At 59.1% G+C, this 25,816-nt stretch carries 21 protein-coding genes and 2 tRNA genes; 17 read left to right on the forward strand and 6 right to left on the reverse strand.

From position 1 onward, the window contains the following. The first annotated feature begins 211 nt into the window (after positions 1–211). Entirely contained in the window at positions 212–838 is a 627-nt protein-coding gene (locus BCF11_RS23120; protein WP_098496817.1) for a lytic polysaccharide monooxygenase, read from the forward strand. Positions 839–1,117: 279 nt separating this feature from the next. Here BCF11_RS23120 and BCF11_RS23125 read toward each other — a convergent pair. Next, positions 1,118–1,202 (reverse strand) — tRNA-Leu (locus BCF11_RS23125). A 165-nt stretch (positions 1,203–1,367) separates the two neighbouring features. On the opposite strand from BCF11_RS23125, the gene rnr reads away from it, so the two are divergent. From rnr to BCF11_RS23145, 4 genes are all read left to right on the forward strand, one after another. After that, a complete protein-coding gene (rnr, locus tag BCF11_RS23130; RefSeq protein WP_098497665.1) occupies positions 1,368–3,824 on the forward strand; it encodes a ribonuclease R in 2,457 nt (818 codons plus the stop codon). A gap of 102 nt (positions 3,825–3,926) precedes the next feature. After that, a complete protein-coding gene (rlmB, locus tag BCF11_RS23135; RefSeq protein ID WP_038488753.1) occupies positions 3,927–4,670 on the forward strand; it encodes a 23S rRNA (guanosine(2251)-2'-O)-methyltransferase RlmB in 744 nt (247 codons plus the stop codon). Positions 4,671–4,849: 179 nt separating this feature from the next. After that, positions 4,850–5,599 carry a serine O-acetyltransferase gene (cysE, locus tag BCF11_RS23140; protein ID WP_098496818.1) on the forward strand — a complete coding sequence of 250 codons (750 nt, stop codon included), beginning with the start codon at positions 4,850–4,852 and terminating at the stop codon, positions 5,597–5,599. 24 nt (positions 5,600–5,623) lie between these two features. Further along, positions 5,624–6,349: a YceH family protein gene (locus tag BCF11_RS23145; protein ID WP_098496819.1), complete on the forward strand. Its 726-nt coding sequence runs from the start codon at positions 5,624–5,626 to the stop codon at positions 6,347–6,349. Positions 6,350–6,465: 116 nt separating this feature from the next. On the opposite strand, the gene BCF11_RS23150 is transcribed toward BCF11_RS23145, so the two are convergent. From BCF11_RS23150 to BCF11_RS23160, 3 genes are read right to left on the reverse strand one after another with little or no spacing between them, the layout of a single operon-like run. Further along, positions 6,466–7,257, reverse strand: a complete 792-nt coding sequence (locus BCF11_RS23150; protein ID WP_098496820.1) for a UDP-2,3-diacylglucosamine diphosphatase — start codon at positions 7,255–7,257, stop codon at positions 6,466–6,468. 37 nt (positions 7,258–7,294) lie between these two features. Beyond that, complete coding sequence (locus BCF11_RS23155) at positions 7,295–7,786, reverse strand: peptidylprolyl isomerase (protein WP_098496821.1); 492 nt, start codon at positions 7,784–7,786, stop codon at positions 7,295–7,297. 47 nt (positions 7,787–7,833) lie between these two features. After that, on the reverse strand, positions 7,834–8,424 hold the full coding sequence (locus tag BCF11_RS23160) for a peptidylprolyl isomerase (RefSeq protein WP_098496822.1): 591 nt from the start codon (positions 8,422–8,424) through the stop codon (positions 7,834–7,836). A gap of 237 nt (positions 8,425–8,661) precedes the next feature. Here BCF11_RS23160 and cysS point away from each other — a divergent pair, with 237 nt between their 5' ends. From cysS to yjfF, 12 genes are all read left to right on the forward strand, one after another. Next, complete coding sequence (gene cysS, locus BCF11_RS23165; RefSeq protein ID WP_098496823.1) at positions 8,662–10,083, forward strand: cysteine--tRNA ligase; 1,422 nt, start codon at positions 8,662–8,664, stop codon at positions 10,081–10,083. Positions 10,084–10,087: 4 nt separating this feature from the next. After that, on the forward strand, positions 10,088–10,753 hold the full coding sequence (locus BCF11_RS23170; protein ID WP_098496824.1) for a DNA-3-methyladenine glycosylase: 666 nt from the start codon (positions 10,088–10,090) through the stop codon (positions 10,751–10,753). Positions 10,754–10,855: 102 nt separating this feature from the next. Continuing rightward, a complete protein-coding gene (locus BCF11_RS23175) occupies positions 10,856–11,830 on the forward strand; it encodes an acetyl-CoA carboxylase carboxyltransferase subunit alpha (RefSeq protein ID WP_098496825.1) in 975 nt (324 codons plus the stop codon). Positions 11,831–11,832: 2 nt separating this feature from the next. Next, positions 11,833–13,254 carry a tRNA lysidine(34) synthetase TilS gene (gene tilS, locus BCF11_RS23180; RefSeq protein WP_098496826.1) on the forward strand — a complete coding sequence of 474 codons (1,422 nt, stop codon included), beginning with the start codon at positions 11,833–11,835 and terminating at the stop codon, positions 13,252–13,254. 122 nt (positions 13,255–13,376) lie between these two features. Next, entirely contained in the window at positions 13,377–14,627 is a 1,251-nt protein-coding gene (locus BCF11_RS23185; protein ID WP_098496827.1) for an aspartate kinase, read from the forward strand. A gap of 197 nt (positions 14,628–14,824) precedes the next feature. Continuing rightward, positions 14,825–14,918 (forward strand) — tRNA-Ser (locus BCF11_RS23190). A 203-nt stretch (positions 14,919–15,121) separates the two neighbouring features. Continuing rightward, positions 15,122–17,731: a bifunctional lysylphosphatidylglycerol flippase/synthetase MprF gene (mprF, locus tag BCF11_RS23195; RefSeq protein WP_098496828.1), complete on the forward strand. Its 2,610-nt coding sequence runs from the start codon at positions 15,122–15,124 to the stop codon at positions 17,729–17,731. Further along, positions 17,728–19,140 (forward strand): virulence factor family protein, encoded by a 1,413-nt coding sequence (locus tag BCF11_RS23200; RefSeq protein WP_098496829.1) that lies wholly within the window; start codon positions 17,728–17,730, stop codon positions 19,138–19,140. The genes mprF and BCF11_RS23200 overlap by 4 nt, the downstream gene beginning before the upstream one ends. A gap of 395 nt (positions 19,141–19,535) precedes the next feature. Continuing rightward, a complete protein-coding gene (locus tag BCF11_RS23205; RefSeq protein ID WP_098496830.1) occupies positions 19,536–20,504 on the forward strand; it encodes an ABC transporter substrate-binding protein in 969 nt (322 codons plus the stop codon). Positions 20,505–20,604: 100 nt separating this feature from the next. Then, complete coding sequence (locus BCF11_RS23210) at positions 20,605–22,164, forward strand: sugar ABC transporter ATP-binding protein (RefSeq protein ID WP_098496831.1); 1,560 nt, start codon at positions 20,605–20,607, stop codon at positions 22,162–22,164. After that, on the forward strand, positions 22,161–23,291 hold the full coding sequence (locus BCF11_RS23215) for an ABC transporter permease (RefSeq protein WP_369827817.1): 1,131 nt from the start codon (positions 22,161–22,163) through the stop codon (positions 23,289–23,291). The genes BCF11_RS23210 and BCF11_RS23215 overlap by 4 nt, the downstream gene beginning before the upstream one ends. Continuing rightward, entirely contained in the window at positions 23,291–24,298 is a 1,008-nt protein-coding gene (yjfF, locus tag BCF11_RS23220) for a galactofuranose ABC transporter, permease protein YjfF (protein WP_098497666.1), read from the forward strand. Before BCF11_RS23215 ends, yjfF begins: the two co-directional genes overlap by 1 nt. Positions 24,299–24,497: 199 nt before the next feature. Here yjfF and BCF11_RS23225 read toward each other — a convergent pair whose 3' ends face one another. Beyond that, positions 24,498–25,226: a phytanoyl-CoA dioxygenase family protein gene (locus BCF11_RS23225; RefSeq protein ID WP_158229263.1), complete on the reverse strand. Its 729-nt coding sequence runs from the start codon at positions 25,224–25,226 to the stop codon at positions 24,498–24,500. Positions 25,227–25,337: 111 nt separating this feature from the next. Continuing rightward, positions 25,338–25,766, reverse strand: a complete 429-nt coding sequence (locus tag BCF11_RS23230) for a hypothetical protein (protein WP_098496834.1) — start codon at positions 25,764–25,766, stop codon at positions 25,338–25,340. Positions 25,767–25,816: the final 50 nt, after the last annotated feature.

A 25,816-nucleotide genomic window follows, 5' to 3' on the forward strand; every position in this document is an offset into this window, starting at 1 on the left:
CTTGCCAGGCGGCGCTTGAGGTGCTGCACATTATAGGATAAGTCTGACAATTATTTGACTGACATTGAGCGTCGCGGAGCGCCCGGGTCAATTGACAGGCAACTGTAAATGTTGCCAGTTACGCGGCTCCGTCCTTGGCGGCAGAATCGACCTGCCCGCCGTCGCGATGCCGGCTGCGCATTTGTTCACTGCAGGCACGTTAGGAGAAATAATGAAACGCATATCGTCCCGTCTGATTTTAATGCTGGCCTTGGCGGCGCCGCTGGCGGCCCAGGCGCACGGCTACATCGATGCCCCTAAATCGCGCGCTTTCATGTGCAAGACGCAAGAGAATACGGCTTGCGGCGCGATTCAGTATGAGCCGCAAAGCGTGGAGGGTCCGAAGGGCTTTCCCGCAGCCGGTCCGGCCGACGGTACGATCGCGGCTGGCGGCTTGGCGCAATTTTCCGAATTGAATGTGCAAACGCCGACGCGCTGGAAGAAGGTGGCGTTGAAGACCGGGGCTCTCGATTTCAGCTGGTACTTTACCGCCGGCCACATGACGCAGGACTGGCGCTACTACATTACCAAACAGGGCTGGGATCCGAGCCAGAAGCTGAGCCGGGACGCTTTTGATTTGCAGCCGTTCTGCATCGTCAAGGGTGGTTTCGCGCCACCCAGCAACAGCCACGCCACGCATCGTTGCACCATTCCGGCCAACCGCAGCGGCTATCACGTGATCCTGAGCACCTGGAATATCGCTGATACCGGCAATGCCTTCTATCAGGTCGTCGATGCCCAGATTCAAGGCGGAGCCGCGGTGAATCCACAGAAAGTGATGATCAATCCGTTCAAGTGATCGGAAGCGGGAGTAGTCCCGATAAATAAAACGCCTTTTAAGCAGGCGTAGCGACCCGGCCGTTGTCACAGGCTGGGTTTTGTTGCGTCTGGAGTTATTGAAGCTGGTAATATGCAGCGTGTTGACGTCCTCGCCGGATCGTCGTATTGCGCGTATTACAGGGGAAAAGTGCTGTTACTGGAATTCACTAGGCGCTCCCGGACGTATTGTATTGCTATGCCGGGAGGCCTGGAATCTTGCGGAGAGCCAGACCCCGAAAAGGGTCTGGTCTATGGTATATGGTGCCCACGGAGGGACTCGAACCCCCACACCTTGCGGCACATGGACCTGAACCATGCGCGTCTACCAATTCCGCCACGTGGGCTTGAGAGAGCGAAATTATAAGCCAATGCGAGAATATGTCAACTATCATTTGAAAGAAGATAGAGCAGGGCCGCAAAAGCGGAAGATATAAGCTGCTTGGTTAGGAGAATGTCACAATCCTCCGTTACACTAAGCGTTGATGAATAACAACCAGTTGAAGAGCCTTTTGAGCCAATATTCCTACACAATTCCCAGCCGGGAGGAAATTCTCGGCCTTCTGCGGACCTCCTCCGAACCGCAAAACGCCGCCGCTCTGGCTGCCGCACTAAGTGTCAAACCCGATGAAATGGAAGGTTTGACGCGCCGCCTGAATGCCATGGAGCGCGATGGACAGATCAAGCCTGACCGCGCCGGCATCTACAAACTGACCAATTCCCCCGGTTTTATCGAAGGCCGCGTCAGCAGTCATCGCGACGGTTTCGGTTTCCTGATCCCCGACGAGGGTGGCGACGATGTTTTCCTGCCTGAAAAGGAAATGCAGAAGGTGCTGCATGGCGACCGCGTTCAGGCGCGCATCGTCGGCACCGATCGCCGCGGCCGTCCTGAAGGGACAATTGTCGAAGTGGTGGAGCGCGCTAATACCCACGTCATCGGCCGTCTGCTGAATGAAAACGGGGTGTGGGTGATTGCGCCTGAAGACAAGCGCATCGGCCAGGACATCATCCTGGCAGGCTCGCCGGGCAAGGCCAAGGCCGGGCAGGTGGTGAGCGTGCAGCTGACCGAACAGCCTTCGCGGTTTACCCAGCCGGTCGGCAAGATTGTCGAAATCCTCGGCGATATCGACGATCCGGGCATGGAGATTGAAATCGCGGTGCGCAAGTACGGCGTGCCGCACGAATTTTCCGAAGCCGCAAAAAAGCTGGCCGCCAAGCTGCCGGGCGAAGTGCGTGCCGCCGACCTGGCCGACCGCGTCGATTTGCGTGACGTGCCCTTGGTCACCATCGACGGCGAAGATGCGCGCGACTTCGACGATGCTGTATATTGCGAGCCGGTCAAGATCGGCCGCGCCAACGGTTATCGCCTGATCGTGGCGATTGCCGACGTCAGCCATTACGTCAAGCCGAACGATGCGCTGGACGTGGACGCGCTGGAGCGCAGCACCTCGGTGTATTTCCCGCGCCGCGTGATTCCGATGCTGCCGGAAAAACTGTCCAACGGCCTGTGCTCGCTGAATCCCGATGTCGACCGCCTGACCCTGGTGTGCGATGCGGTGATCAGCGCCAAGGGCGAAATCAAGGCTTACCAGTTTTATCCGGCGGTGATCCATTCCGCCGCCCGCCTGACATATACCGAAGTGGCGGCGATCCTGGGCAACACCAAGGGTCCTGAAGCGGCCAAGCGTCCCGGCCTGGTGCCGCACCTACTGCATCTGTACGAAGTGTTCCATGCGCTGCTGCAGGCACGGCAGGCGCGCGGCGCCATCGATTTCGAGACCACCGAAACCTACATCGTCTGCAATGCCGCCGGCAAGATCGAAAAAATCCTGCCGCGTACCCGCAACGATGCGCACAAGGTGATCGAAGAATGCATGCTGGCGGCGAACGTCTGCGCCGCCGACCTGATGGAGCGTCACAAGCATCCGGGTCTGTTCCGCATCCATGCTCATCCGACCAAGGAAAAGCTGACGATCCTGCGTACTTTCCTCAAGCAGGTGGGTTTGAACCTGGCCGGCGGCGATACGCCTTCGGCTTCGGATTACGCCGAGCTGATGCCGAAGATCAAGGCGCGGCCGGATGCGATCCTGCTGCAGACCATGATGCTGCGCTCCATGCAGCAAGCGGTCTACAGTCCGGAAAATATCGGTCACTTTGGCTTATCGTATGAATCGTATGCGCATTTCACCAGCCCGATCCGGCGCTATCCCGATCTGCTCACGCACCGTACCATCAAGGCCATCCTGCAAGGCAAGCGCTACGATCCGAAAGGGCTCGACACCAGCGCGCTGAACACCATGCTGTCGCCGGCCGGCCGCAAGAAGCAGGCGGAAGACAAGGCGGCAGGCAAGAAGAAAAACGAAGGCAGCCTGGCGATCTGGGAAGCGCTCGGCGTGCACTGTTCGGCCAATGAACGGCGCGCCGATGAGGCCTCGCGCGATGTCGAAGCCTGGCTCAAGTGCTATTTCATTCGCGACAAGCTGGGGGAAGAGTTCACTGGTGTGATTTCCGGCGTCGCCACCTTCGGCATCTTTGTCCAGCTGGACGCCTTGTATATCGAAGGCCTAGTGCACGTCACCGAGCTCGGCGCCGATTATTTCCAGTACGACGAAGCGCGTCACGAATTGCGCGGCGAACGCACCGGCATCCGTTACCAGCTAACCGACCGCGTCACGGTACAAGTCAGCCGGGTCGACCTGGACGCCCGCAAGATCGACCTGCGCCTGGTCAACGAGCCTGGCATCAAGACGGTGCTCAAGAACGAAGCGCGGCGCGCCGACAATGAACAAGGCCGCGGCGCCAAGCCCAAGGCTGGCGGCAAGGCTGCGCCGCAAAAAACCGCGAGGGTAACGACGGCCGCCAAGACTACACCAGCCGGCAAGCCAGGCAAAGCCAAGAAGGCCAGCGGTCCTGCAGAGAAGGCGCGGGCGCCGAAGGGTTTCACGAAATCCAGCAAGCGCAAGCGGTAGGGTGGATACGTCGTATCCACCCGACGGCAGCACCGGATAAGCAAGATTTGTCATGATTTAAGTGTCAATAATAGTTAGCAGTCAGATTGAAATAGATAGAATATGAAAAGTAAAATGATTTTCGGCTTTCACGCCGTCACCGCGCGTTTGCGTCATGAAGCGTCGTCGGTGGAAGAGATTTACGTGGATGCCAGCCGCGTCGACCGCCGCATGCAGGATTTGCTGCAGGCAGCGAAAGCCGTGGGCGTGCGCGTCATCCCGGTGGATGACCAGCGCTTGTCGAATATTGTCGGCACCCGCCGTCACCAGGGCGTGGTGGCCAAGGCCGGCGAACTGTCGCTGGCGCGTAACCTGGATGAATTGCTGGATGCGATCGTCGGTCCGCCGCTGCTGCTGATCCTCGACGGCATCACCGATCCGCACAATCTCGGCGCCTGCCTGCGGGTTGCCGACGGTGCCGGCGCGCATGCCGTGATCGCGCCTAAAGACCGCGCAGTAGGTTTGAATGCCACGGCTGCCAAGGTCGCCAGCGGCGCCGCTGAAACAGTCCCTTATATTACCGTCACCAACCTGGCGCGCACTTTGCGTGAGCTGAAAGAGCGTGAAATCTGGCTGATCGGCACCGATGAGGATGGCGAAAAGGGCTTGTATGAAGCCGATTTCTCGACCCCGGCCGCGATTGTGATGGGCTCCGAAGGCGAGGGCATGCGCCGCCTGACGCGTGAAACCTGCGATGTGCTGGTCAATGTGCCGATGTTCGGTTCGGTCGAAAGCCTGAATGTCTCGGTCGCGTCCGGCGTCTGCCTGTACGAAGCGCGCCGCCAGCGCATGGTCAAGGGTTGTTGATTCTACTTCCGCACTACCTGTGCCGAGCCCGGTCCGCCACGCGCTGGCGGACCGGCTCCAGGCGCCTTTCCGGCCGCTGCTCAGTTGCTACTTTCGTGGCTGTTCCCGAAGTTCTGCGATAAAAGACGGCCGGCGTAATTTGGAATAACATTACGCCTCCGCATTCATTCGATATCCCTATGTTCAGCAACATTCGTGAAGACATTGCCAACATCATGGCGCGCGATCCCGCCGCCCGCACCCAGTGGGAAGTGCTGACCTGTTATCCGGGGCTGCATGCCATCATCCTGCACCGCTGGGCGCACCATTGCTGGCACAACGGCTTCAAATGGCCGGGGCGCTTCATTTCGCATATCGCGCGCATTTTCACCGGGATTGAAATCCATCCCGGCGCCACTATCGGCCGCCGGGTCTTCATCGACCATGGCTTCGGCGTGGTGATCGGCGAAACCGCCGAAGTCGGCGATGACTGCACCATCTACCAGGGGGTCACCCTGGGCGGCACTTCGCTCAACAAGGGCGCCAAGCGCCATCCAACCCTGGCGCGCGGCGCCATCATCGGCGCCGGCGCCAAGGTATTGGGCGGCTTCACCGTCGGCGAGGGCGCCAAGGTCGGCTCCAATGCCGTGGTGGTCAAGGAAGTGCCGCCGGGCGCAACGGCGGTCGGCAACCCGGCCCGCATCGTGCAGAAGGAAAGCGGCAGCGGCAAGGATGAAGCGGCAGCGCGCATGTTCGCTGCCTACGGTGTTACGCCGAACGGCGACGATCCCTTGTCGAAGGCGCTGCATGGCCTGATCGACAACGCCGCTGCGCAGGAGCACCAGATCGACCGCATCATTGCGCTGCTGAAGAAATCGGGCATCGCTTGCGAGAGCTTGCCCGAGCTGGAAAAATTTGATCCGGACCAGCTCAACAAGCTGGTTGAGTAGGTCCGCGCACCAGGAGAACTGTCAATGAATCAAGACGACAACGAAATTGCCAGCGGCGAGCAGCCGCCAGCGGATGCTGTCCGCACAGATGATTTTCTCGATCCCTTTGAAATCCGCGTACTCGCGGTGCTGGCCGAGAAAGAGGCGCTGACGCCGGATAACTATCCCCTGTCCCTGAACACGCTGACCAACGGCTGCAACCAGCTGTCCAGCCGCGATCCGGTGATGTCGATCAGCGAGTCTAGCGTGCTGGATATCCTGCAGCGGCTGATGCAGCGCAAGCTGGTGCTCGAGGTCAGGCAGGCCGGCGCCAGGGTCTCCAAGTTCGAGCACCGGATGCGCATCAAATGGGTGCTGGAGCAAGATAAGCTGGCGGTATTGACGACCCTGATGCTGCGTGGCATCCAGACTGCCGGCGAGTTGCGCAGCCGCAGCGGCCGGCTGCATGAGTTCGCCGGCGTGGGCGAGGTGGAAACCGCCTTGCAGTTCCTGGTCGATAAATATCCGCCGCTGGTGGCGCGCCTGGCGAAAGCGCCGGGCACCAAGGAGCCGCGTTATGCGCACCTGCTGGCCGGCGAGGAGGCACTTGAGCAGCAGGCCATCGCGGATGCGATGTCGGGCAGCGCTTCCGTGGTTACGGGCGGCAGCCAGGACCGGATCGCCCAGCTTGAGGAAGAAGTGTCGGGCTTGCGCCGGCAAATGGACGATTTGAGCGCGCAGTTTGCAGAGTTCAAGCGGCAATTCGACTGATTGCAGCTGAGCGCCGTGTTGTAAACCGTTAGGGTAAGCAGGTTTTTTTGCTCGCCCTGGGGGTGTAATGATTCTGGGCTATAGGCGGGAACAAGCGCCTACACTCACACTAGGCCTCAATCAATGATTTCCTGGCCGTCATGGCCGAAGCGGCGGATCGTGCCGGCTGCATCGATGGCAATCCAGCCGCCGCGCTGCGCCTTGACGTCATATTCCCAGTCCGGCAACACATAGCGTGTGCGGATGCCGTTATCCTGCTGCATCTGATGGCGTGCCGGCCTATGCGTATGGCCGTGAATCAGCGTGCTGGTGGCGGTGGCGTCAAACAGGGCATTCACTGCCTCGGCGTTGACGTCCATTATTTCCATTGTTTTATGACGCTGCTCTTCCTGGCTTTCCTTGCGTACGCCGGCGATGATCGCCTTGCGTTGCGCCAGCGGCAGCGCCAGGAATTGCGCTTGCCATTGTGGTTGCCGCACTTGCGCCCGGAACTGCATGTAGGCGAGGTCATCGGTGCATTGGGCGTCGCCATGGGCAATCGCCAGGCGCCGGCCCGCCACATCAATCACTGAGGGGTCCGGCAGCATGGTCAGGCCGGCGGCCTGCGCGAAGCCTTCACCCACCAGGAAATCGCGGTTGCCGGCGATCCAGAAAACCTCGACGCCGCCGGCGCTGACTTGCCGGATCGCGGCGGCGATTTCGCTGTTGTAGGGCGTTTCCAGGTCGTCGTCGCCAGCCCAGTACTCGAACAGGTCGCCCAGCAGATACAGTTGCTGCACTTGCATTGCCCTGGCTTGCAGGAAGTCCAGGAAGGCTTGCGTGGTGCGTGGATGCGCCGCCTGCAAATGCAGGTCGGAGATAAACAGCGCAACGGTAGCGGCTGGCTGGTTCGAGTCTGTGGTTGTCATGAAAGGGCTTGTGACTTGTGGCTTGGAATAAGCGCTATTAAGCGACTACTTCGGCTTTTTCGATGATGACGTCGTCCACTGGTACATCGGCAAACATGCCGCTGCGGGTGGTCTTGACCTTTTCGATAGCATCGACGATGTTCTTGCCTTCAACCACTTTGCCGAAAACGCAATAGCCCCAGCCGTCCTGGCCTGGATAGTCGAGGAAGGTGTTGTTCTTGACGTTGATGAAGAACTGCGCCGAAGCGGAATGCGGCGCCGAAGTGCGCGCCATGGCCAGGGTATAAGGCTCGTTCTTGAGGCCGTTCTTGGCTTCGTTTTCGACTGGATCGTTAGTCGGCTTTTGCTTCATGCCTGGCTCGAAACCGCCGCCTTGCACCATGAAACCGGAAATCACGCGGTGGAAAATCGTGCCGTTGTAATGGCCGGCGTTGACATAGGCCAGGAAGTTTTCGACGCTCTTCGGCGCTTTTTCAGCGTCCAGTTCGATCTTGATATTGCCGTGGTTGGTGGTGAGGATGACAGCCATGGTATTTCCTATTAATGGTTGGTGCGTGGGTTGATAGAGGACGAATATTATTTGGTCACGGTGGCGGATTCGATGATCACCGGCGTGGTCGGCACGTCCTGGTAGGCGGTCTTCACTTTCTTGATCTTGTCGACCACGTTCATGCCCTTGATGACCTGGCCGAATACCGCGTAGCCCCAGCCGTCGCGGCCAGGGTAGTTGAGGAATTCATTGTTGTTGACATTGATGAAGAACTGCGCGCCGGCCGACTGCGGATCGGCGGTGCGCGCCATGGCGACGCTGTAAGGAACGTTCTTGAGGCCGTTCTTGGCTTCGTTCTCGACCTTGTTGGGAGCCGGCTTCTCGACCATGTCCTTGCTCATGCCGCCGCCCTGGATCATGAAACTGTCGATCACGCGGTGGAAAATCGTGCCGTTATAGTGGCCGCTGTTGACGTAGCCCAGAAAGTTCTTGACTGTCTTCGGCGCTTTTTCCGGATTCAGTTCGATGACGATGTCGCCCATGTTGGTTTTCAACAGAACATGCGGCTTGTCGGCAGCGCTGGCAAGCGATGGGCTAGCTGCAAAAGTGACGGCTGTTAACGCCGACGCCAATGCCAAAGTGAACTTGCGACGGGACAAACCAAGAGGTGCGGTCATAAAAATCCTTCATGTAAGGGGTGCCGTTTTCGTATTCCATGTGCTGCATTTTCGCTTTTCAGTAATGATATACTGCGGCGAAAAGCAACATTTTATCAAACTAAACACTGCAAAAGAGTTTTGACGGCCTTGTTGTATTGGCGTCGCGCACTGAAAGTGCGTGGATGCGTGGAACGGCGTGCAATATTTCTGTGCTTATTTCCTTGCCTTATTTCTGTACCTGAGCCGTAACTTCCCATGAGCGACCTGAAAATATATAACACGCTGGCGCGTGAGAAGCAGCCGTTTTCTCCGATCGAAGCGGGCAAAGTCCGCATGTACGTATGCGGCATGACGGTTTACGACTATTGCCATCTTGGCCACGGCCGCGTGATGGTGGTGTTCGACATGGTGCAGCGCTGGTTGCGGCAGTCGGGCTTTGACGTCACTTATGTACGCAATATCACCGATATCGACGACAAGATCATCAAGCGCGCAGTGGAAAACGGCGAGACCATCTCGCAGCTGACCGGCCGTTTCATCCAGGCCATGGATGAAGACGCGGCGGCGCTGGGCGTGCAAAAGCCGGATCACGAGCCGCGTGCCACAGCATTCGTGCCGCAGATGCTGGCATTGATCGAAAAACTGGAGCACAAAGGCCTGGCCTATCAGGGCAGCGACGGCGACGTCAATTATTCGGTGCGCGACTTCAGCGGCTACGGCAAGCTATCGGGCAAGTCGCTGGATGACTTGCGCGCCGGCGAACGGGTCGACGTCAACGTCGGCAAGCGCGACCCGCTTGATTTCGTGCTGTGGAAGGCGGCCAAGACCAGCGAGCCTGAAGAGGTCAAGTGGACTTCGCGCTGGGGCCAGGGGCGGCCGGGCTGGCACATCGAATGCTCGGCGATGGCCGAGCAATTGCTGGGCGAGCAGTTCGATATCCACGGCGGCGGCCAGGATCTGCAGTTCCCGCATCATGAAAATGAAATCGCGCAATCGGAAGGTGCGCATGGCCACCATTTCGTCAATTACTGGATGCACAATGGCTTTGTCCGCATCGACAATGAAAAGATGTCCAAGTCGCTAGGAAATTTTTTCACGATCCGCGACGTCCTGAAAAAATACGATGCCGAAGTAGTGCGCTTTTTCATCCTGCGCGCGCATTACCGCAGTCCCCTGAATTATGCCGATACCAACCTGGACGACGCCAAGCAAAGCCTGACCCGCCTCTATACCGCCTTGAAAGAGGTGGCGGCCGACGACTTACCGCTGGACTGGAGCGAGGCGCATGCGCAGCGCCTGGCTGCCGCCATGAATGACGACTTCAACACGCCGATGGCGATTTCCGGCTTGTTCGACCTGGCCAATGAAGTCAACAAGAGTAAATCCGCTGCGGCCGCTCGTCAGCTGAAAAAACTGGCCGGTGCACTCGGCCTGTTGCAGCGCGCGCCGGAAGATTTTTTGAAGGGCCGCGCACTCGCGGGCAGTGAAATTGACGGAAATGGCATTGCGCAAGCGGCGTTGTCGGAGCAAGATATCCTACTCAAAATTCAAGCTCGTCAAGCAGCAAAAATAGCCAGGGATTTTTCCGCGGCAGACCAGATCCGCAAGGATTTGCTGGCCGAAGGCGTTTTGCTGGAAGATAAGCCCGGCGGTCTAACCGAATGGCGAAGGGCGTAAACGTATGCAAAAAACGATAGCTGTCGACTCCTCTTTTTTTGTGCCTTCGTACTGGGAAGATGCGAAAAACGAGTTGATGAAGCGTGACCGTATCATGCGCAAACTGATTCCGCAGTTTGGCGATCTGCATCTGGTTGGCCGCGGCGAAGCGTTCACTACGCTGGCGCGTTCGGTAGTCGGCCAGCAGATCACGGTCAAGGCAGCGGAGCAGGTATGGCAAAAATTTCTGCAGGTCTGTCCCAAGACTACCCCGGCCCAGGTTTTGAAAGCCGGCCCCGAACAATTGGCAGCTTGCGGTTTATCGAAACGTAAAGCAGACTATATTCTGGACCTGGCCGATCATTTCAAGGCAAAACGGGTCGATGCCGAGCAATGGCAAGAGATGGAAGACGAGGCCGTGATTGCGGATCTGACGCAAATCCGCGGCATCGGACGCTGGACAGCGGAGATGTTTTTGATATTTAATTTGCTCCGGCCCAATATCTTGCCCCTGGATGACCCGGGGTTGCTCAAAGGCATCAGTGTCAATTATTTTTCAGGCGAGCCGGTTTCGCGCAGCGATGCGCGCGAAGTGTCGGCCAATTGGGAGCCCTGGCGTACTGTGGCAACATGGTATTTGTGGCGTAGTCTGGATCCTGTATCGACAGAATATCAAGTCACTACTGAGTAAATAGGCAACTGATCGGACCAAGTCATGGCTGAGCTATAACTTATTCTGGTTTTGATTTAGCCGACAGCAAATCGGTAGTGACGGATTAATAAAAGGAACAATATGAGTAAAACAACATTTCTCGGCTTCGAGCAACCGATCGCCGAGCTGGATGCCAAGATCGAAGAGCTGCGTTTCGTCCAGGACGATTCGGCTGTGGACATTTCGGAAGAAATCGACCGCCTGTCCAAGAAAAGCCAGCAGCTGACCAAGGATATCTACGCCAAGCTGACGCCATGGCAGGTGTCGCAGATTTCGCGCCACCCGCAACGTCCTTACACCATGGATTACGTGAATGAAATTTTCACGGATTTCCATGAGCTGCACGGCGACCGCACCTACGCCGATGACCTGTCTATCGTCGGCGGCCTGGCCCGCTTCAACGGCCAGGCTTGCATGGTGATCGGCCATCAGAAGGGACGCGACACCAAGGAGCGCGCCTTGCGCAACTTCGGCATGCCGAAACCGGAAGGCTATCGCAAGGCCCTGCGCCTGATGAAGGTCGCGGAAAAATTCGGTTTGCCGATCTTTACTTTTGTCGATACTCCCGGCGCTTTCCCCGGCATCGATGCCGAAGAACGCGGCCAGTCGGAAGCGATCGGCCATAACCTGTACGCCATGGCGGAACTGAAGGTGCCGCTGATCGCCACCATCATCGGTGAAGGCGGTTCCGGCGGCGCGCTGGCGATTGCCGTCGGCGATGCGGTCCTGATGCTGCAGTACTCAACCTATTCGGTGATTTCGCCTGAAGGCTGCGCTTCTATCCTGTGGAAGACCGCCGAACGTGCAGCCGATGCCGCTGATGCGCTGGGCCTGACTGCGCACCGCCTGAAAGCGATCGGTCTGATCGACAAGATCGTCAGTGAACCGCTGGGTGGCGCCCATCGCGATCCGAAGCAGATGGCTTCGCTGCTGAAGCGCGCGCTGGCCGACACCTTGCGCCAGTTCCAAGGCGTCAAGACCAAGGATTTGCTGAATGCACGCCATGAAAAACTGATGAGCTACGGTAAATTCAAGGAAGTACTGGCTACAGAATAGGCGTGTCAAATCCTCATTCGCCAAGTATCGATGCATACTTAGAAAATACACTGGCGGCGCTGGCTGCCGCCGCTGTTTCGCCGGCGCCGGCCCGGCTGGCGATCGCTTATAGCGGCGGTCTGGACTCCACAGTCTTGCTGCATGCGGCGGCGCGCTATGCCGCCAGTCATGGCGTCAAGCTGCTGGCGTTTCATATCCATCATGGCATCAGTCCCAATGCGGATCAGTGGCAAGTCCATTGCGCCGAGACTTGCGCGCGGCTGGACGTGGAATTCCATGCACAACGCATCGAATTGCGCGACGCTGAAAAAAGCGGCGTGGAAGAAGCTGCCCGCAACAGCCGTTATGCAGCGCTGGGCGACTTGTGCCGCCTGCATCAGGCGCCGCTGCTGCTGACCGCGCATCATCTGGACGACCAGGCCGAGACCGTGCTGCTGCAACTGCTGCGCGGCTCCGGCGCGGCTGGCCTGTCGGGTATGGATAGCTGGAATACGGCGCCTAGCCTGCTCGGCGATGCCAGCTTGCTGATGGTGCGCCCGCTGTTGAAAGTATCGCGCGCGGCAATGGAGCAGTATGCCGCAGCCCAACAGCTGACCTACGTCGAAGACGAATCCAATCAAGATCCGCGCTACGCCCGCAATGCCTTGCGCCAGCAGGTGATGCCGGTGCTGGCGCAATATTTCCCCGGCTTCCAGGAGCGCTTCTCGCGCAGCGCCGGTCATATGCAAACCACGCAAAAGCTGCTGGTCGAACTGGCGGCGCAAGACATGGCGCTGTGCGCCGACGGCGCCTGCCTCAATATGGATCAGTTGCGCTTGCTCAAGCCGGAGCGTATCGATAACCTGCTGCGTTACTGGTTCGGTCTGCATCATCTGCGCATGCCCTCCAGCGCCTGGCTGAGCGAAATGCGGCAACAGCTGCTGGAAGCGAAAGCCGACGCCCAGCTGTGCGTGACTCATCCGGATTGCCATATCCGGCGTCACCGCAACCGCGTGTTCCTGACGCCGCGCGACGATGTCGACCGTTCCGAAATCGAGCCGCAGGATTTCCGCTGGAACGGTGAAGCCGAAATCGCCTTTCCGGTATTCGGCGGCGTCATGCATTTCGAGCCGGCGGAGCAGGGCGTCAGCGCCGACTGGCTGCGTCAGCAAGCTTTGCAGATCCAGTTCCGCAGCGGCGGCGAAAAACTCAAGCTGGCGTTCAACCGGCCCACCAAAAGCGTGAAATACCACTACCAGGCCTTTGACGTGCCGCCGTGGGAGCGCGAGCGGCTGCCGCTGGTGCGCAGCGGCAAGCAGATGGTGTTTGCGGCCGGCATCGGCTTCGATTGCCATGTGCTGGCGACTGAACCCGGTCCGCGCATCGCCCTGCGCTGGCAGTCTGATGTGTTGCCGCTGAGTCAAGATATTCAATTTGACGCATAAGCGTTATCTGTCATTTCTTGCCAGTAATCCACTTGTCATAATGGGCGGTTGCGGGTACATTAAAGGGTTGATTTTTTATTTTTCTTGCACTAAGTCCGCTTCCAGCACCCAAAACACACCCTATGGCTTTAATCGTCCACAAATACGGCGGCACTTCGATGGGCTCGACCGAGCGCATCAAGAATGTCGCCAAGCGCGTCGCCAAATGGCATGACGCTGGCCACCAAATCGTCGTGGTGCCCTCCGCGATGTCCGGTGAAACCAACCGCCTCTTGGGCCTGGCAAAGGAAATCAGCGCCCAGCCCGACCCGCGCGAACTCGATATGCTGGCCTCCACCGGCGAGCAGGCTTCGGTAGCCTTGCTGGCGATGGCCTTGCAAGCGATCGGCAAGCAAGCGGTGTCCTACGCCGGCTGGCAAGTCGCGATCAAGACAGATTCGGCCCATACCAAGGCGCGCATCCGTTCGATTGACGACACCAAGGTGCGGCAAGACCTGGATGCCGGCAAAGTCGTGATCATCACCGGGTTCCAGGGCGTCGACGAACAAGGCAACATCACCACCCTGGGCCGCGGCGGTTCCGATACCTCGGCGGTGGCGGTTGCTGCTGCGCTGCAGGCGGCGGAATGCCTGATTTACACCGACGTCGACGGCGTCTATACCACCGACCCGCGCGTCGTCTCCGATGCGCGCCGCCTGAAGACGGTGACTTTTGAAGAAATGCTGGAGATGGCATCGCTGGGTTCTAAAGTGCTGCAGATTCGCTCGGTCGAATTCGCCGGCAACTACAAGATGCCGACCCGCGTGCTGTCCTCGCTGACCGACCCATTAATGCCATTGGAAGAAGAAGCAATTTCCGGCACCCTGATTTCGTTTGAGGAAGATACCAAGATGGAACAAGCCACCATTACCGGCATCGCGTTTAATCGCGACGAGACCAAGATTACCGTGCTCGGCGTCCCTGACCGTCCTGGTATCGCCTACCAGATCCTGGGCGCCGTCGCCGATGCCAATATCGAAGTCGACATGATCATCCAGAATCAGTCGGTGGATGGCAAGACCGACTTCACCTTTACCGTGCCGCGCGGCGAATACACCAAGGCCATGGATGTGCTCAACGAGAAGGTCAAGACCCATGTCGGCGCAGCCAGCATCACCGGCGACGCCAAGGTGTCCAAGGTTTCGGTGGTTGGCGTGGGCATGCGCAGCCATGTCGGCATCGCTTCGCAAATGTTCCGTACCTTGTCGGAAGAGGGCATCAATATCCAGATGATCTCGACTTCTGAAATCAAGATCTCGGTGCTGATCGACGAGAAGTACATGGAGCTGGCGGTACGTGCCTTGCACAAGGCTTTTGGCCTGGAAAGCGCGTAAATCGGCGTAATTCTCTCAAAATTGCACTGGTGCTGCGCTGATTTGGTCCTGGACCGGGCAGCGCAGCAGGTTTTCAGAGGTTTTTCAAAAAATTTTCAAAAAAAACTGTTAATTTGGCATAGCGTTATTGACCGATGCCCTATGAAAAGTTATTATTCGTGTCCTTAACGCGGCGTTACTAAAAGCCGTTTAAGCTTGGAGGCGTGGCCGAGTGGTCGAAGGCACTTCCCTGCTAAGGAAGCATACGGGCTTAAACCTGTATCGTGGGTTCGACTCCCACCGCCTCCTCCAAGAACATGTTGCGGTTCATTCCGGAACGTACAAAAAGCCGCTACCAGCCTCGTGCTGGAGCGGTTTTTTTGTTTCCACCTGCAATTTCTTTGCCAGTTTATTACTTGCCGTGACGAACCTTGCTTTGTAAACTGGCTCTTACCAGATGGTTAAGCAACTTCCGCTTTCCGTGCCCGGGGCGCGGGCGGGTACATTAAGGTTACATGGCAAGTCATTCTTCCTCGTCAAAAGCAGACAAGACAATCGCCGGCGTGAATCCCGCCGCCGTGCAAAAGACCGGCATCAGCTGGCGTTCGTGGGCCACGGTGCTGCTGGTGCTGATTCTCGGCGCGCTGGTGTTCAAGTCGCTGTATGCCTTGCTGGCGGATGTGCATTACCGCAGCATTGTCCACGCGGTCAGGCATACCCCTGTGAGCAACCTGCTGCTGGCGGTGCTGGCGACCGCCGTCAGTTACCTGTCGCTGGCCGGCTACGATGTCTCCAGCTTGCGCTACGTCGGCGCCAAGGTGAAAGGGACCACCATCGGTCTTACTTCATTCATCGCTTACGCGCTCGGCAACACGGTCGGCCTTGGCGTGCTGACCGGCGGCACGGTGCGCATGCGCCTGTACACGGCAAGCGGCGTCGAAGCGTCCCAGGTGGCGCAGGCGGTCGCTTTCAATGCCAGCGCGTTCGGTCTGGGCATGAGCACCTTCGGCGCTCTCGGTCTTCTGTGGGGCGCGCCGCAGATCGAGGCGCTGGCGCATATTCCGAGCTGGCTGCTGCGTGCGCTGGCGAGCCTGCTGCTGCTTGGCGTGGCCGGCTTCATGGTCTTGTGCAAAGTGCGCCGCGAAGTGATGCTGTTCGGGCGCTGGAACCTGCGCTTGCCGGAAGTCGGGCTGGCGCTGCGTCAGCTGCTGATTTCGGCCGTCGATCTGAGCGCGGCCGCGGCTACCTTGTGGTTCCTGCTGCCGAGCGGCGTCATCGATTTGCCGACCTTCGTCGCTTTTTACGCTATCGCCATGGCGCTCGGCGTGATCAGCCACGTGCCGGGCGGCGTCGGCGTGTTCGAGGCGGTGATCCTGCTGGCTTGCGCCAATCACGCGCCGACCAGCGATATCGCAGCAGCCTTGCTGCTCTACCGCAGCATCTATTTTCTATTGCCCTTGTTGCTGGCGACGATCCTGCTCGCCGCGATTGAAATACGCGCCGGCAGCGGCGCACCGGTGGCGCGCGCGGCGGTGCGTCTGTCGCCCTGGCTGCTGACCGCGCTGACCCTGGTCACCGGCACCATGCTGCTGATATCCGGCGTGACGCCGGCCACCCGCCATGCCGAGGAATTGCTGAGGCTGCACGTGCCGCTGTTCGTGGTGGAAGCTTCGCACCTGATCGGCAGCGTGGCCGGACTGGCGATGCTGTTCCTGGCGCGCGGCCTGCTGCACAGGCTCGATGCGGCATGGTGGGCGTCGCTGGTGCTGACCATCATTGCCGGCATCCTGGCGCTGCCCAAAGGGATCGCGGTGAACGAATTCATCGTGCTGTTCCTGCTGGCCTCGCTGCTGGTGATTTCACGCAAGCAGTTTGACCGCCGCTCTTCGCTGTTCTCCCAGACCTTTGAACCCGGCTGGCTGATTGCGGTTGCCTGTGTGCTGGCTGCTTGCGGCTGGATACTGCTGTTCGCCTATCGCGACATCGATTTTGCCGACCGCATGTGGTGGCAATTTGCTTTTGACGACTACGCGCCACGGTCGATGCGAACCCTGATGGTAGTGGCGATCATGGCGCTCGGCCTCGGTTTGTGGCAGCTGTTCCGCCGTTCCACCGGCGTCGCCGAGCGTCCTGGCGAGGAGGAGCTGAAGCGCGCCGCCGAGATTCTGCGCAAGCAGCCGGCGGCGGATGCCTGCCTGGCGCTGATGGGCGATAAAAGCCTGCTGTTTTCAGCCTCTGGCAACAGCTTCATCATGTACGCTAAGCACAACCGCTCCTGGGTGGCGCTGTCCGACCCGGTCGGCGAGCAGCAGGAATGGTCGGAATTGATCTGGCGTTTTATCGAACTGGCTGACGGCTACGGCGGCCGCGCCGCCTTCTACAAAGTGCGGCCGCAATCCTTGCCGCTGTATCTCGATGCCGGCCTGCGGGTCTATAAGCTGGGCGAAGAAGCCTATGTGCCGCTGGATCAGTTCAACCTGCAAGGACCGCGCCGCGCCAATCTGCGGCATGGCGTCAACCGCGCTGAGCGCGAGGGCTTGAGCTTCGAAATCGTCGCGCAGGCACGGTTGCCGGCCGTGATGGCTGAACTGAAGATCGTCTCGGATGCCTGGCTGGCCGATCAGGACACGCGCGAGAAGGGTTTTTCGCTGGGCGGCTTTGACCAGGCCTATATCCTGCGCCAGCCTGTCGCGGTGATTCGCCGCGCACAAAAGATCATCGCCTTCGCCAGCCTCATGTGTCCGGATGTGTCGCGGGTCGAGGCCGCCATCGACCTGATGCGGCAACTGCCGGATGCGCCGCCCGGCACCATGGATTTCCTGTTCTCCAGCCTGATGCTGCATTTCAAGGAGCAGGGTTTCCAGCGTTTCGGGCTGGGCATGGCGCCGATGTCGGGCATGAAAGACCATCAGCTGGCCTCGCGCTGGCAACGCTTCGGCCGCATCCTGTTCATGCATGGCGGACGCTTTTACAATTTCCGCGGCCTGCGCAATTTCAAGGACAAGTTCGATCCGGTGTGGGAAGCACGCTACCTGGTGAGCAAGGGCGGCCTGGCGCCGATTTTCACATTTACCGATACTGCCGCGCTGATCAGCGGCGGTCTCAAGGGCGCGGTCAGCAAATGAAAAAAGCATCAGCGTTGTGGGCGGTCTGCCTGGCGGGTGCTGTTTTGGCCTGCAGCGCCGCCGCGGCCGAGGAATCGCACCAGCGCCTGAGCCACGGCCGTTTCAAGAATATCGAAATCTATAAACCGAGCGGCGCCGTGAACGGTGTCGTCCTGTTGCTGTCTGGTGATGCCGGCTGGGACAAGAGCGCGGCTGAAAAGGCGAAGGCACTGGCGGCGCAAGGCGCTTTGGTGGCGGGGATCAGCACGCCGCAGCTGTTTGCCAGCCTCAACGCCGATGGCGGCGATTGCGCCTTTCCCGACGGCGACCTGGAGAATCTGAGCCGCTTCGTGCAAGCCTATGAAAAGGTGCCGGGATATTTTCCGCCATTGCTGGTGGGCCAAGGCGCCGGCGCCACTTTGTCCTACGCCATGCTGGCGCAGGCACCCGCGAACACTTTCAGCGGCGCCCTGACGCTGGGATTCTGTCCGGCCCTGGCCCTGCGCAAGCCGCTATGCAAAGGCGAGGGCGTTCATTTCAGGGCGCGCGCCAAAGGCGAGGGTGTCGAGCTGCTGCCGGTCTCCAAATTGCCTGCGGCATGGCGTGTCCTGCAAAATACGCAGGCGCCGAATGACGGACTATGCAGCGCCGGCGTTACCCAGGCGTTTGTCGCCGGTGTTGCCGGCACCATGCTGATCAATGCCGACGGCGCCGGAAAAAATCAGACGGCTGCACTGGCTGCCGCTTACGCCAGCATGGCGGCCAGGCAGCCGCTGGCGCTGCCAGCGCCGCCGGCCGCGGTGTCGGACCTGCCGGTGGTCGAGGTCGCCGCCGCCACTCAATCACAACCGCTGCGAGATGCCGACACCATGGCGATCCTGATCAGCGGCGACGGTGGCTGGGCCGGCATCGATCGCGATGTCGCGGCCGCGCTTGCCAAGCGCGGTGTGCCGGTAGTCGGCGTCGATTCCCTGCGCTATTTCTGGAGCGCCCGCACGCCGGCCTCGACCGCCAGGGATGTCGAGCGCCTGGCGCAGTTCTATATGGCGCGCTGGAAGAAAAGCAAGGTGCTGCTGATCGGCTATTCGCAAGGAGCCGATGTTCTGCCTTTTGTGGTCAACCGGCTGTCGCCGGCAATGCTCTCATCGGTTCCGCTGGTCGCCATGATGGGCCTGGGGAAAAAAGCCGATTTCCAGTTTCATATGACCAACTGGGTCAGTTCCAGCAACGACGGCTTGCCCATAGCGCCGGAAGTCGCCAGGTTGCCGGCGGGTTTGGGGATGTGCATTTATGGCAGCGAAGAGACGGACACGTCCTGCCCCGGCTTGGATGCCAGCCATGTCAAGTTGTTGAAGCTCACCGGCGGCCATCATTTCGACGGCAACTACGAACGCTTGGCCGGCTTGATTCTTGATGCGGCGCGCAAATAGCCGCACGCTAGTATTTGCTTGGTGAATATCAGGTATCACAACAATCAAGCAGACGGATATGCTGCGCTGCGATATGATGAACTTGTCTCCTCCAACACCTCATAAGGTTTGGATTCAGCCCGCAACGAAAGTTAGCGGGCTTTTTTTTGTCCAGACCAAGGCGCCGGACTGCCGGCATCCCTCAGCGCATGTCGCGGAACAGATATCGAAATGCGTATCTGAAGGGCGAAAAATTTCATTGGATAGTCCGCCGCTTCCCTCCTAGTATGGTGCGCGCACATCCCCCAAAATCTTTTATATAGTAAAAAAATAATACCGGAGGGATGGCTTTGTCGCGCCGGTCAGGCCAGTGATCTGCGTTGCGAAAAATGCCGATAAATTAACGGAGACAAGCAATGAAAATGACACGCAGAACGGTACTTAACGCGGCTCTTTGCCTGGGATTGGGATTCGGAATCGTTTCCGGCGCCAGCGCCGAGAAGGCCTTGGTCCTGGGATTTTCGCAGGTCGGCGCTGAGAGCGAATGGCGTACCGCGAATACCGTATCGATCAAGGATGCGGCGAAACAGGCCGGTGTCACACTGAAGTTCGCCGACGCCCAGCAAAAGCAGGAAAACCAGGTGAAGGCGATCCGTTCCTTCATTGCGCAAAAAGTCGACGTGATCGCCTTTTCCCCGGTGGTCGAGTCCGGCTGGGATACCGTGCTGGGCGAAGCGAAAGCCGCCAAGATCCCTGTGATCCTGACCGACCGTGCGGTCGACGCCAAGGACAAGTCTCTGTACGTGACATTCATCGGCTCCGATTTCGTTGAAGAAGGCCGCCGCGCCGGCCGCTGGTTGCTGGAGCGCGCCAAGAGCATGCCTGTCGGCGATATCAATATCGTCGAACTGCAAGGCACGGTCGGTTCGGCGCCGGCGATCGACCGCAAGACCGGTTTCGCCGAGACCATCGCCGCCAATCCGCATCTGAAGGTCATCCGCTCGCAATCCGGCGACTTCACCCGCGCCAAGGGTAAGGAAGTAATGGAAGCCTTCCTCAAGACCGACGGCAAGAAAATCAATGTGCTGTACGCCCACAATGACGACATGGCGATAGGCGCGATCCAGGCCATTGAAGAAGCCGGCCTGAAACCCGGCAAAGATATCTTGGTGATCTCGGTGGATGGCGTCAAAGGCGCATTTGAAGCGATGATGGCTGGCAAGCTCAACGTCACGGTAGAGTGCAGCCCCTTGCTCGGACCGCAACTGATGAAGGTGGCGAAGCAGGTTGTCGCCGGCGAGACGGTACCTAAACGCATTACGACCGAGGAGAGCGTGTTCCCGGCAGAAGTCGCCGCCAAGGAATTCCCGAACCGGAAATATTAAAAGACCGATCCGGATGGCGGCGTGAATTCTGCGCCGCCATATTTGTCATGATGGTGCACCGAACGCGCCATCTTGCGTGCAACCATGGGATCGCAGGCGGATGACTAAAACGGCAACAGGCACTACCGGCGAGGCGCAGGCCAGCGACGCTCCAACCCTGGCCCTGAGCGGCATATGCAAGGCATTTGGCGGCGTAACAGCGCTCAGCGATGTAGCCTTGCGGCTGTATCCGGGCGAAGTCCACACATTGATGGGCCAGAACGGTGCAGGCAAATCGACGCTCATCAAGGTATTGACCGGCGTCTACGCGCCTGACAGCGGCCGCATACTCTTGCATGGCCAGCCGGTGCAGCCGCGCTCGACGCTGGAGGCGCAGAGCCTGGGCATCAGCACCGTGTACCAGGAAGTCAATCTCTGCCCGAACCTGTCGGTGGCTGAAAACATTTTTATCGGCCGCTATCCGAAAAAATACGGTGCGATCGACTGGAAATCCATGCAGTTGCAGGCGCAGCGCCTGCTGAGCGAACTCCACGTCAGGATCGATGTGGCGGCGCCGCTTTCCAGGTATCCGCTGGCGATCCAGCAAATGGTGGCGATTTCACGCGCCTTGAGCATATCGGCCAAAGTGCTGATCCTGGATGAGCCGACCTCCAGCCTCGACGACGCCGAGGTCAAGCTGCTGTTCGAGGTCTTGCGCAAGCTGCGCGGACAGGGCATGGCAATCCTGTTCGTGACCCATTTCCTGGAACAGACCTACGAAATCTCTGACCGCATCACAGTGTTGCGCAACGGCGTGCGCGAGGGCGAATACCTCGCCAGCCAGCTCAGCCGGCTGGATCTGGTGAACAAGATGGTCGGCATGCAAGCCTCATCGCTGCCCAATGCGGACGCCGCCAGCGAGCGCACTGAAGCACCGGATGGCGACGGCCGGCACGCCGTGCTGCAGGCCAGGGGAGTGGGGCGGAATGGCATACTGGCGCCGCTGGATCTCGATTTGCGCGGCGGCGAGGTGCTCGGCCTGTGCGGCTTGCTCGGTTCCGGCAGGACCGAAACGGCGCGCCTGCTGTTCGGCGCCGACAAGCCCGACAGCGGGACGATACAGGTACAAGGGAAAACCGAAAAATTCCATTCACCGCGCGATGCGATCGCTGCCGGCATCGGCTTTTGCTCGGAAGACCGGAAAAAGGAAGGCGCGATACTGGAACTGTCGGTCCGGGAAAACATCATCCTGGCCTTGCAAGCAAGGGCCGGCCTGCTGCGCGTGATCCCGTACAAGCGGCAGCAGTCGCTGGCCAGCGACTACATCAAATGGCTGGGCATAAAAACCCCGGATATGGAAACCCCGATCAGCGCACTGTCCGGCGGCAACCAGCAGAAAGCCTTGCTGGCGCGTTGGTTGGCTACCGATCCGGCCATGCTGATTCTCGACGAACCGACGCGCGGCATCGATGTGCGCGCCAAGCAGGAAATCATGGAGCATGTAATTGCTCTGTGCCACAAGGGCATGGCGATTCTGTTCATCTCATCCGAAATTTCCGAAGTGCTGCGGGTCAGCGACCGCATGCTGGTGCTGCGCGACCGCAAGGCTTGCGGCGAGTACCGGCGCGGCGAGCTGGATGACGATTTGGTGCTGCAGGTGATTGCCGGGGAATGCGCATGAGTATTCCATTGAACCCGGATGCCGGCAAGCAAGCCGGGCAGGCGGCGTCCCCACCTTACACTCCCATGGAACAGCTATCTGGTTTTCTGCGGCATCCTCTGTTCCGGCCTGTGGCGGCCCTGGCGCTGCTGCTGGCCGTGGATTTCTTCATGATCCCGGGGTTTTTCCGGCTGGAGTGGAAAGACGGCCATCTCTACGGCAGCCTGATCGATATCGTCAACCGCGCCGCACCCTTGATACTGACCGCGCTCGGCATGACCCTGGTGATCGCTACGCGCGGCATCGATATCTCGGTCGGCGCGGTAGTGGCGATCTCCGGCACTGTCGCCGCCTTGCTGATCGGCGGCACGCTGCAGATGCACGGCGGCGTGCCGGAATACGCCAGCCGCATACCGATGGCATGGGCGATCGCTGCGGCCTTGGGCGCGGCGCTCCTGTGCGGCGTCTGGAACGGCTTCCTGGTTTCTTCCTTGGGCCTGCAGCCGATCATCGCCACCTTGATACTGATGGTCGGCGGGCGCGGCCTGGCGCAGCTGCTGACCGACGGCCAGATCATCACCGTCTACTACAAACCGTTTTTCTATATCGGCAGCGGCTACCTGCTCGGCCTGCCGTTTTCCCTGTTCATCGCCCTCGGCGTTTTTCTGGTGGTGGCTTTTCTCATGCGCAAAACGGCGCTGGGCCTGTTCATCCAGGCGGTCGGCATCAATCCGGTGGCGTCGCGCCTGGCCGGCGTCCGCACCGCGGCGCTGATCTTTTTCGTCTACATGTTTTGCAGCGCCTGTGCCGGTGTCGCCGGGCTGATGATCAGTTCCAACATCAAGAGCGCGGACGCCAACAATGCCGGCCTGCTGATGGAACTGGATGCCATCCTGGCGGTGACTCTTGGCGGTACCTCTTTGAGCGGCGGCAAGTTCAGCCTGGCCGGCAGCGTGGTCGGCGCATTGATCATCCAGGCGCTGACCTATACGATCTATTCGATGGGAGTGCCGCCGGAAGTCAATATGGTGGTGAAGGCGGTCGTGGTGTTTGCGGTATGCCTGTCGCAGTCGAAGGAATTCCGCCATCTGATGCCGCGCTTGTCTGGCGGCGCTTCCCGGATGCGCCGTTCAGCCGGGGACAAATGATGAAAATATTCCGCACGCTGCTGGCCTCTCCCTATTTCACTTCCATGGTGACGGTGGCATTGCTGCTGCTGACATTCGGCCTCGGTTCCGTCGCCTATACCGGCTTCTTTTCCTTGCAGGTGGTGTTCAACCTGCTGATCGATAACGCCTTCCTGCTGGTGATTGCGATAGGCATGACTTTTGTGATCTTGTCGGGCGGTATCGATCTCTCGGTTGGCTCGGTGCTGGCCCTGACCACCATGATCTCGGCTTACCTGCTGCAATACTGGCACTGGCCGCCGCTGCTGGTGATTGCCTGCGTGCTCCTGATCGGCGGCGGCTTCGGCGCCTTCATGGGAGCGCTGATCCATTTTTTCAAGCTGCAGGCATTCATCGTCACGCTGGCGGGAATGTTCCTGGCGCGCGGCCTGTGCTACCTGATCAGCATCAATTCCATCACCATCGATCAGCCCTTGTATGTGGCGCTGTCGCAAGCCAGGATCGGCATGTTTGGCGCCTTCGTCTCGCCCAGCGTGCTGATCGCCGTGACGATGCTGGCGCTGGCCATCTATCTCGCGCACTACACGCGGTTCGGGCGCGCCGTCTATGCCATCGGCGGCAATGAGCAATCGGCCTTGCTGATGGGCTTGGCGGTGGGGCGCACCAAAGTGCTGGTTTACGCCTTCAGCGGTTTCTGCGCGGCGCTGGCCGGCGTTTTGTTTTCATTCTATATGCTGTCCGGCTACGGCTTGCATGCGCAGGGCACCGAACTGGATGCGATCGCCGCGGTGGTGATCGGCGGCACTTTGCTGACCGGCGGCTACGGCTACGTCGCCGGCACCCTGAGCGGCGTGCTGATCCTGGGCTTGATCCAGACCTTGATTGCCTTCGACGGCACACTCAGCTCCTGGTGGACCAAAATCGTGATCGGCGCGCTGTTGTTCATTTTTTGCATGGCGCAACGCTTGATGTCTTTGCGAGCGACACACAACGTCGCCCTGCCTGCCGCACCTTTGCCGGCACGCTAAGGACCAGTAAAAGGCGTGAAGAGCGTGGATGCCTCGGCTATCACTGTTGCAGCTAAATAAGCCGTCAATGTCAGTTGAGTCCCGGGCGTTTCCTCGCCATTTTTTCGTCTTGGCGAAGTGCCCAGATCGCAGCGGATTGCGGCAGGCGGAGCAGAGGCAAAATTGTCAGCCTTGTTGAACGCTCTGCGTCGAAGAAAAATTAAAATGCATGCCGCCATTGCAGCCCAAAAGGCAGCACCGGCGGTGCAAACACAAAATGCAAAACACGTCTCCTGCTATGGCCGGACGCTTTAGACGATGCATGCAGCAGCAGCGGTTTCATGAGCATTGCACCGCCACGTTCGACCGCACACAATGTTTCCCCGACCCGATCGCGTTCAGCTAATGCAGCGTGGCTATCAAGCCGGCCAGCTTTGTGGGACGCTCGGACGACACGCAGCGGTCCATCGTCCAGCCCGCACTCATCAATATGAAACCGAACCGCGACCATCTCGTGAAGAAAGCTATCGGGCGGCTGGACGAAAATGGATCCTTCTTTTTCAGTCCATCCTGTCAGTGCCGGGTGTTTGATTTTTTCTCGGACCGCTATACCGAGATCTTGATGAACGGGGACGAGCCAGTTCTGATTTTTCGATTTTTCAAACAGATTGCACTGTACGGCGACGGCCGCAGCCGAAAGAAACGGCGCAATCCGCTGATGCCCGCGAATCAGCTTGGCTAAGTCCACGCACCATGAATGTTCCATCAAATTTCTGCTTCCGATGCTGTCCTGTTTGAGTTGTGGAATAATATTTTCGAGCCGAGGACCGAGCTCATGCCCAAAAAGCGGGCCGGTGATCAGAAACCCGTCGTCGTCAAGTTTGTTCGCAGTCATGCCAATGTTGTCAAATGCCGAGCAGGCGATATTATCCGGTTTTGCAGACTTCATAGATGTCGTTCGTGGCAGCTGTGAGCAAGCAGTCATTGTCTGCCGCCTCATGTTCCGACTCTAGTGGCAACAATAATGGCAACTGCGGCAAGCGGCAACGAGCATCTCGGCCTATTGGTAATCTGGGACAAATCGCTGGACGGTGGTGCGGAAGGAGCTGCCTTCCGTTTGAATGCGGTAGAAATAGGTTTTATCGGCCTTGAGGTCTTGATTTAACGCGTTCAGCGAGCGGGTATTGAGTCCGTCGGTCGGAGTGGCGCCGAAAACATGCTCGCCTGGCGCGAGCATGAATTCTATTTTTTCACCCGGGTTTAGCGAGGCGGCCTTTTTACCGTCGATGTACAGGTGCTGATACGCGCTCGCGCCAGAGAAGCCGGCATCCCTCACAAATATCGCGCGGGCATTATTCGCCAGCGGCAATGCGTCGGCACGGAATACTCGCTCCATCGGCACAGAACGTGCATTGTTGATCGGAGCTGGCGACATGGCGCAACCGCCAGCTGAAACGATCATGGCGAATGCGAACAGTACATTTTTCATTTTTGTCCCAAGCATTTGATTGTCAAAAGGAAATCAGTAGCATAGCGGAT

The sequence above is a fragment of the Collimonas sp. PA-H2 genome (assembly GCF_002564105.1).
Classification (GTDB): Bacteria; Pseudomonadota; Gammaproteobacteria; order Burkholderiales; family Burkholderiaceae_D; genus Collimonas.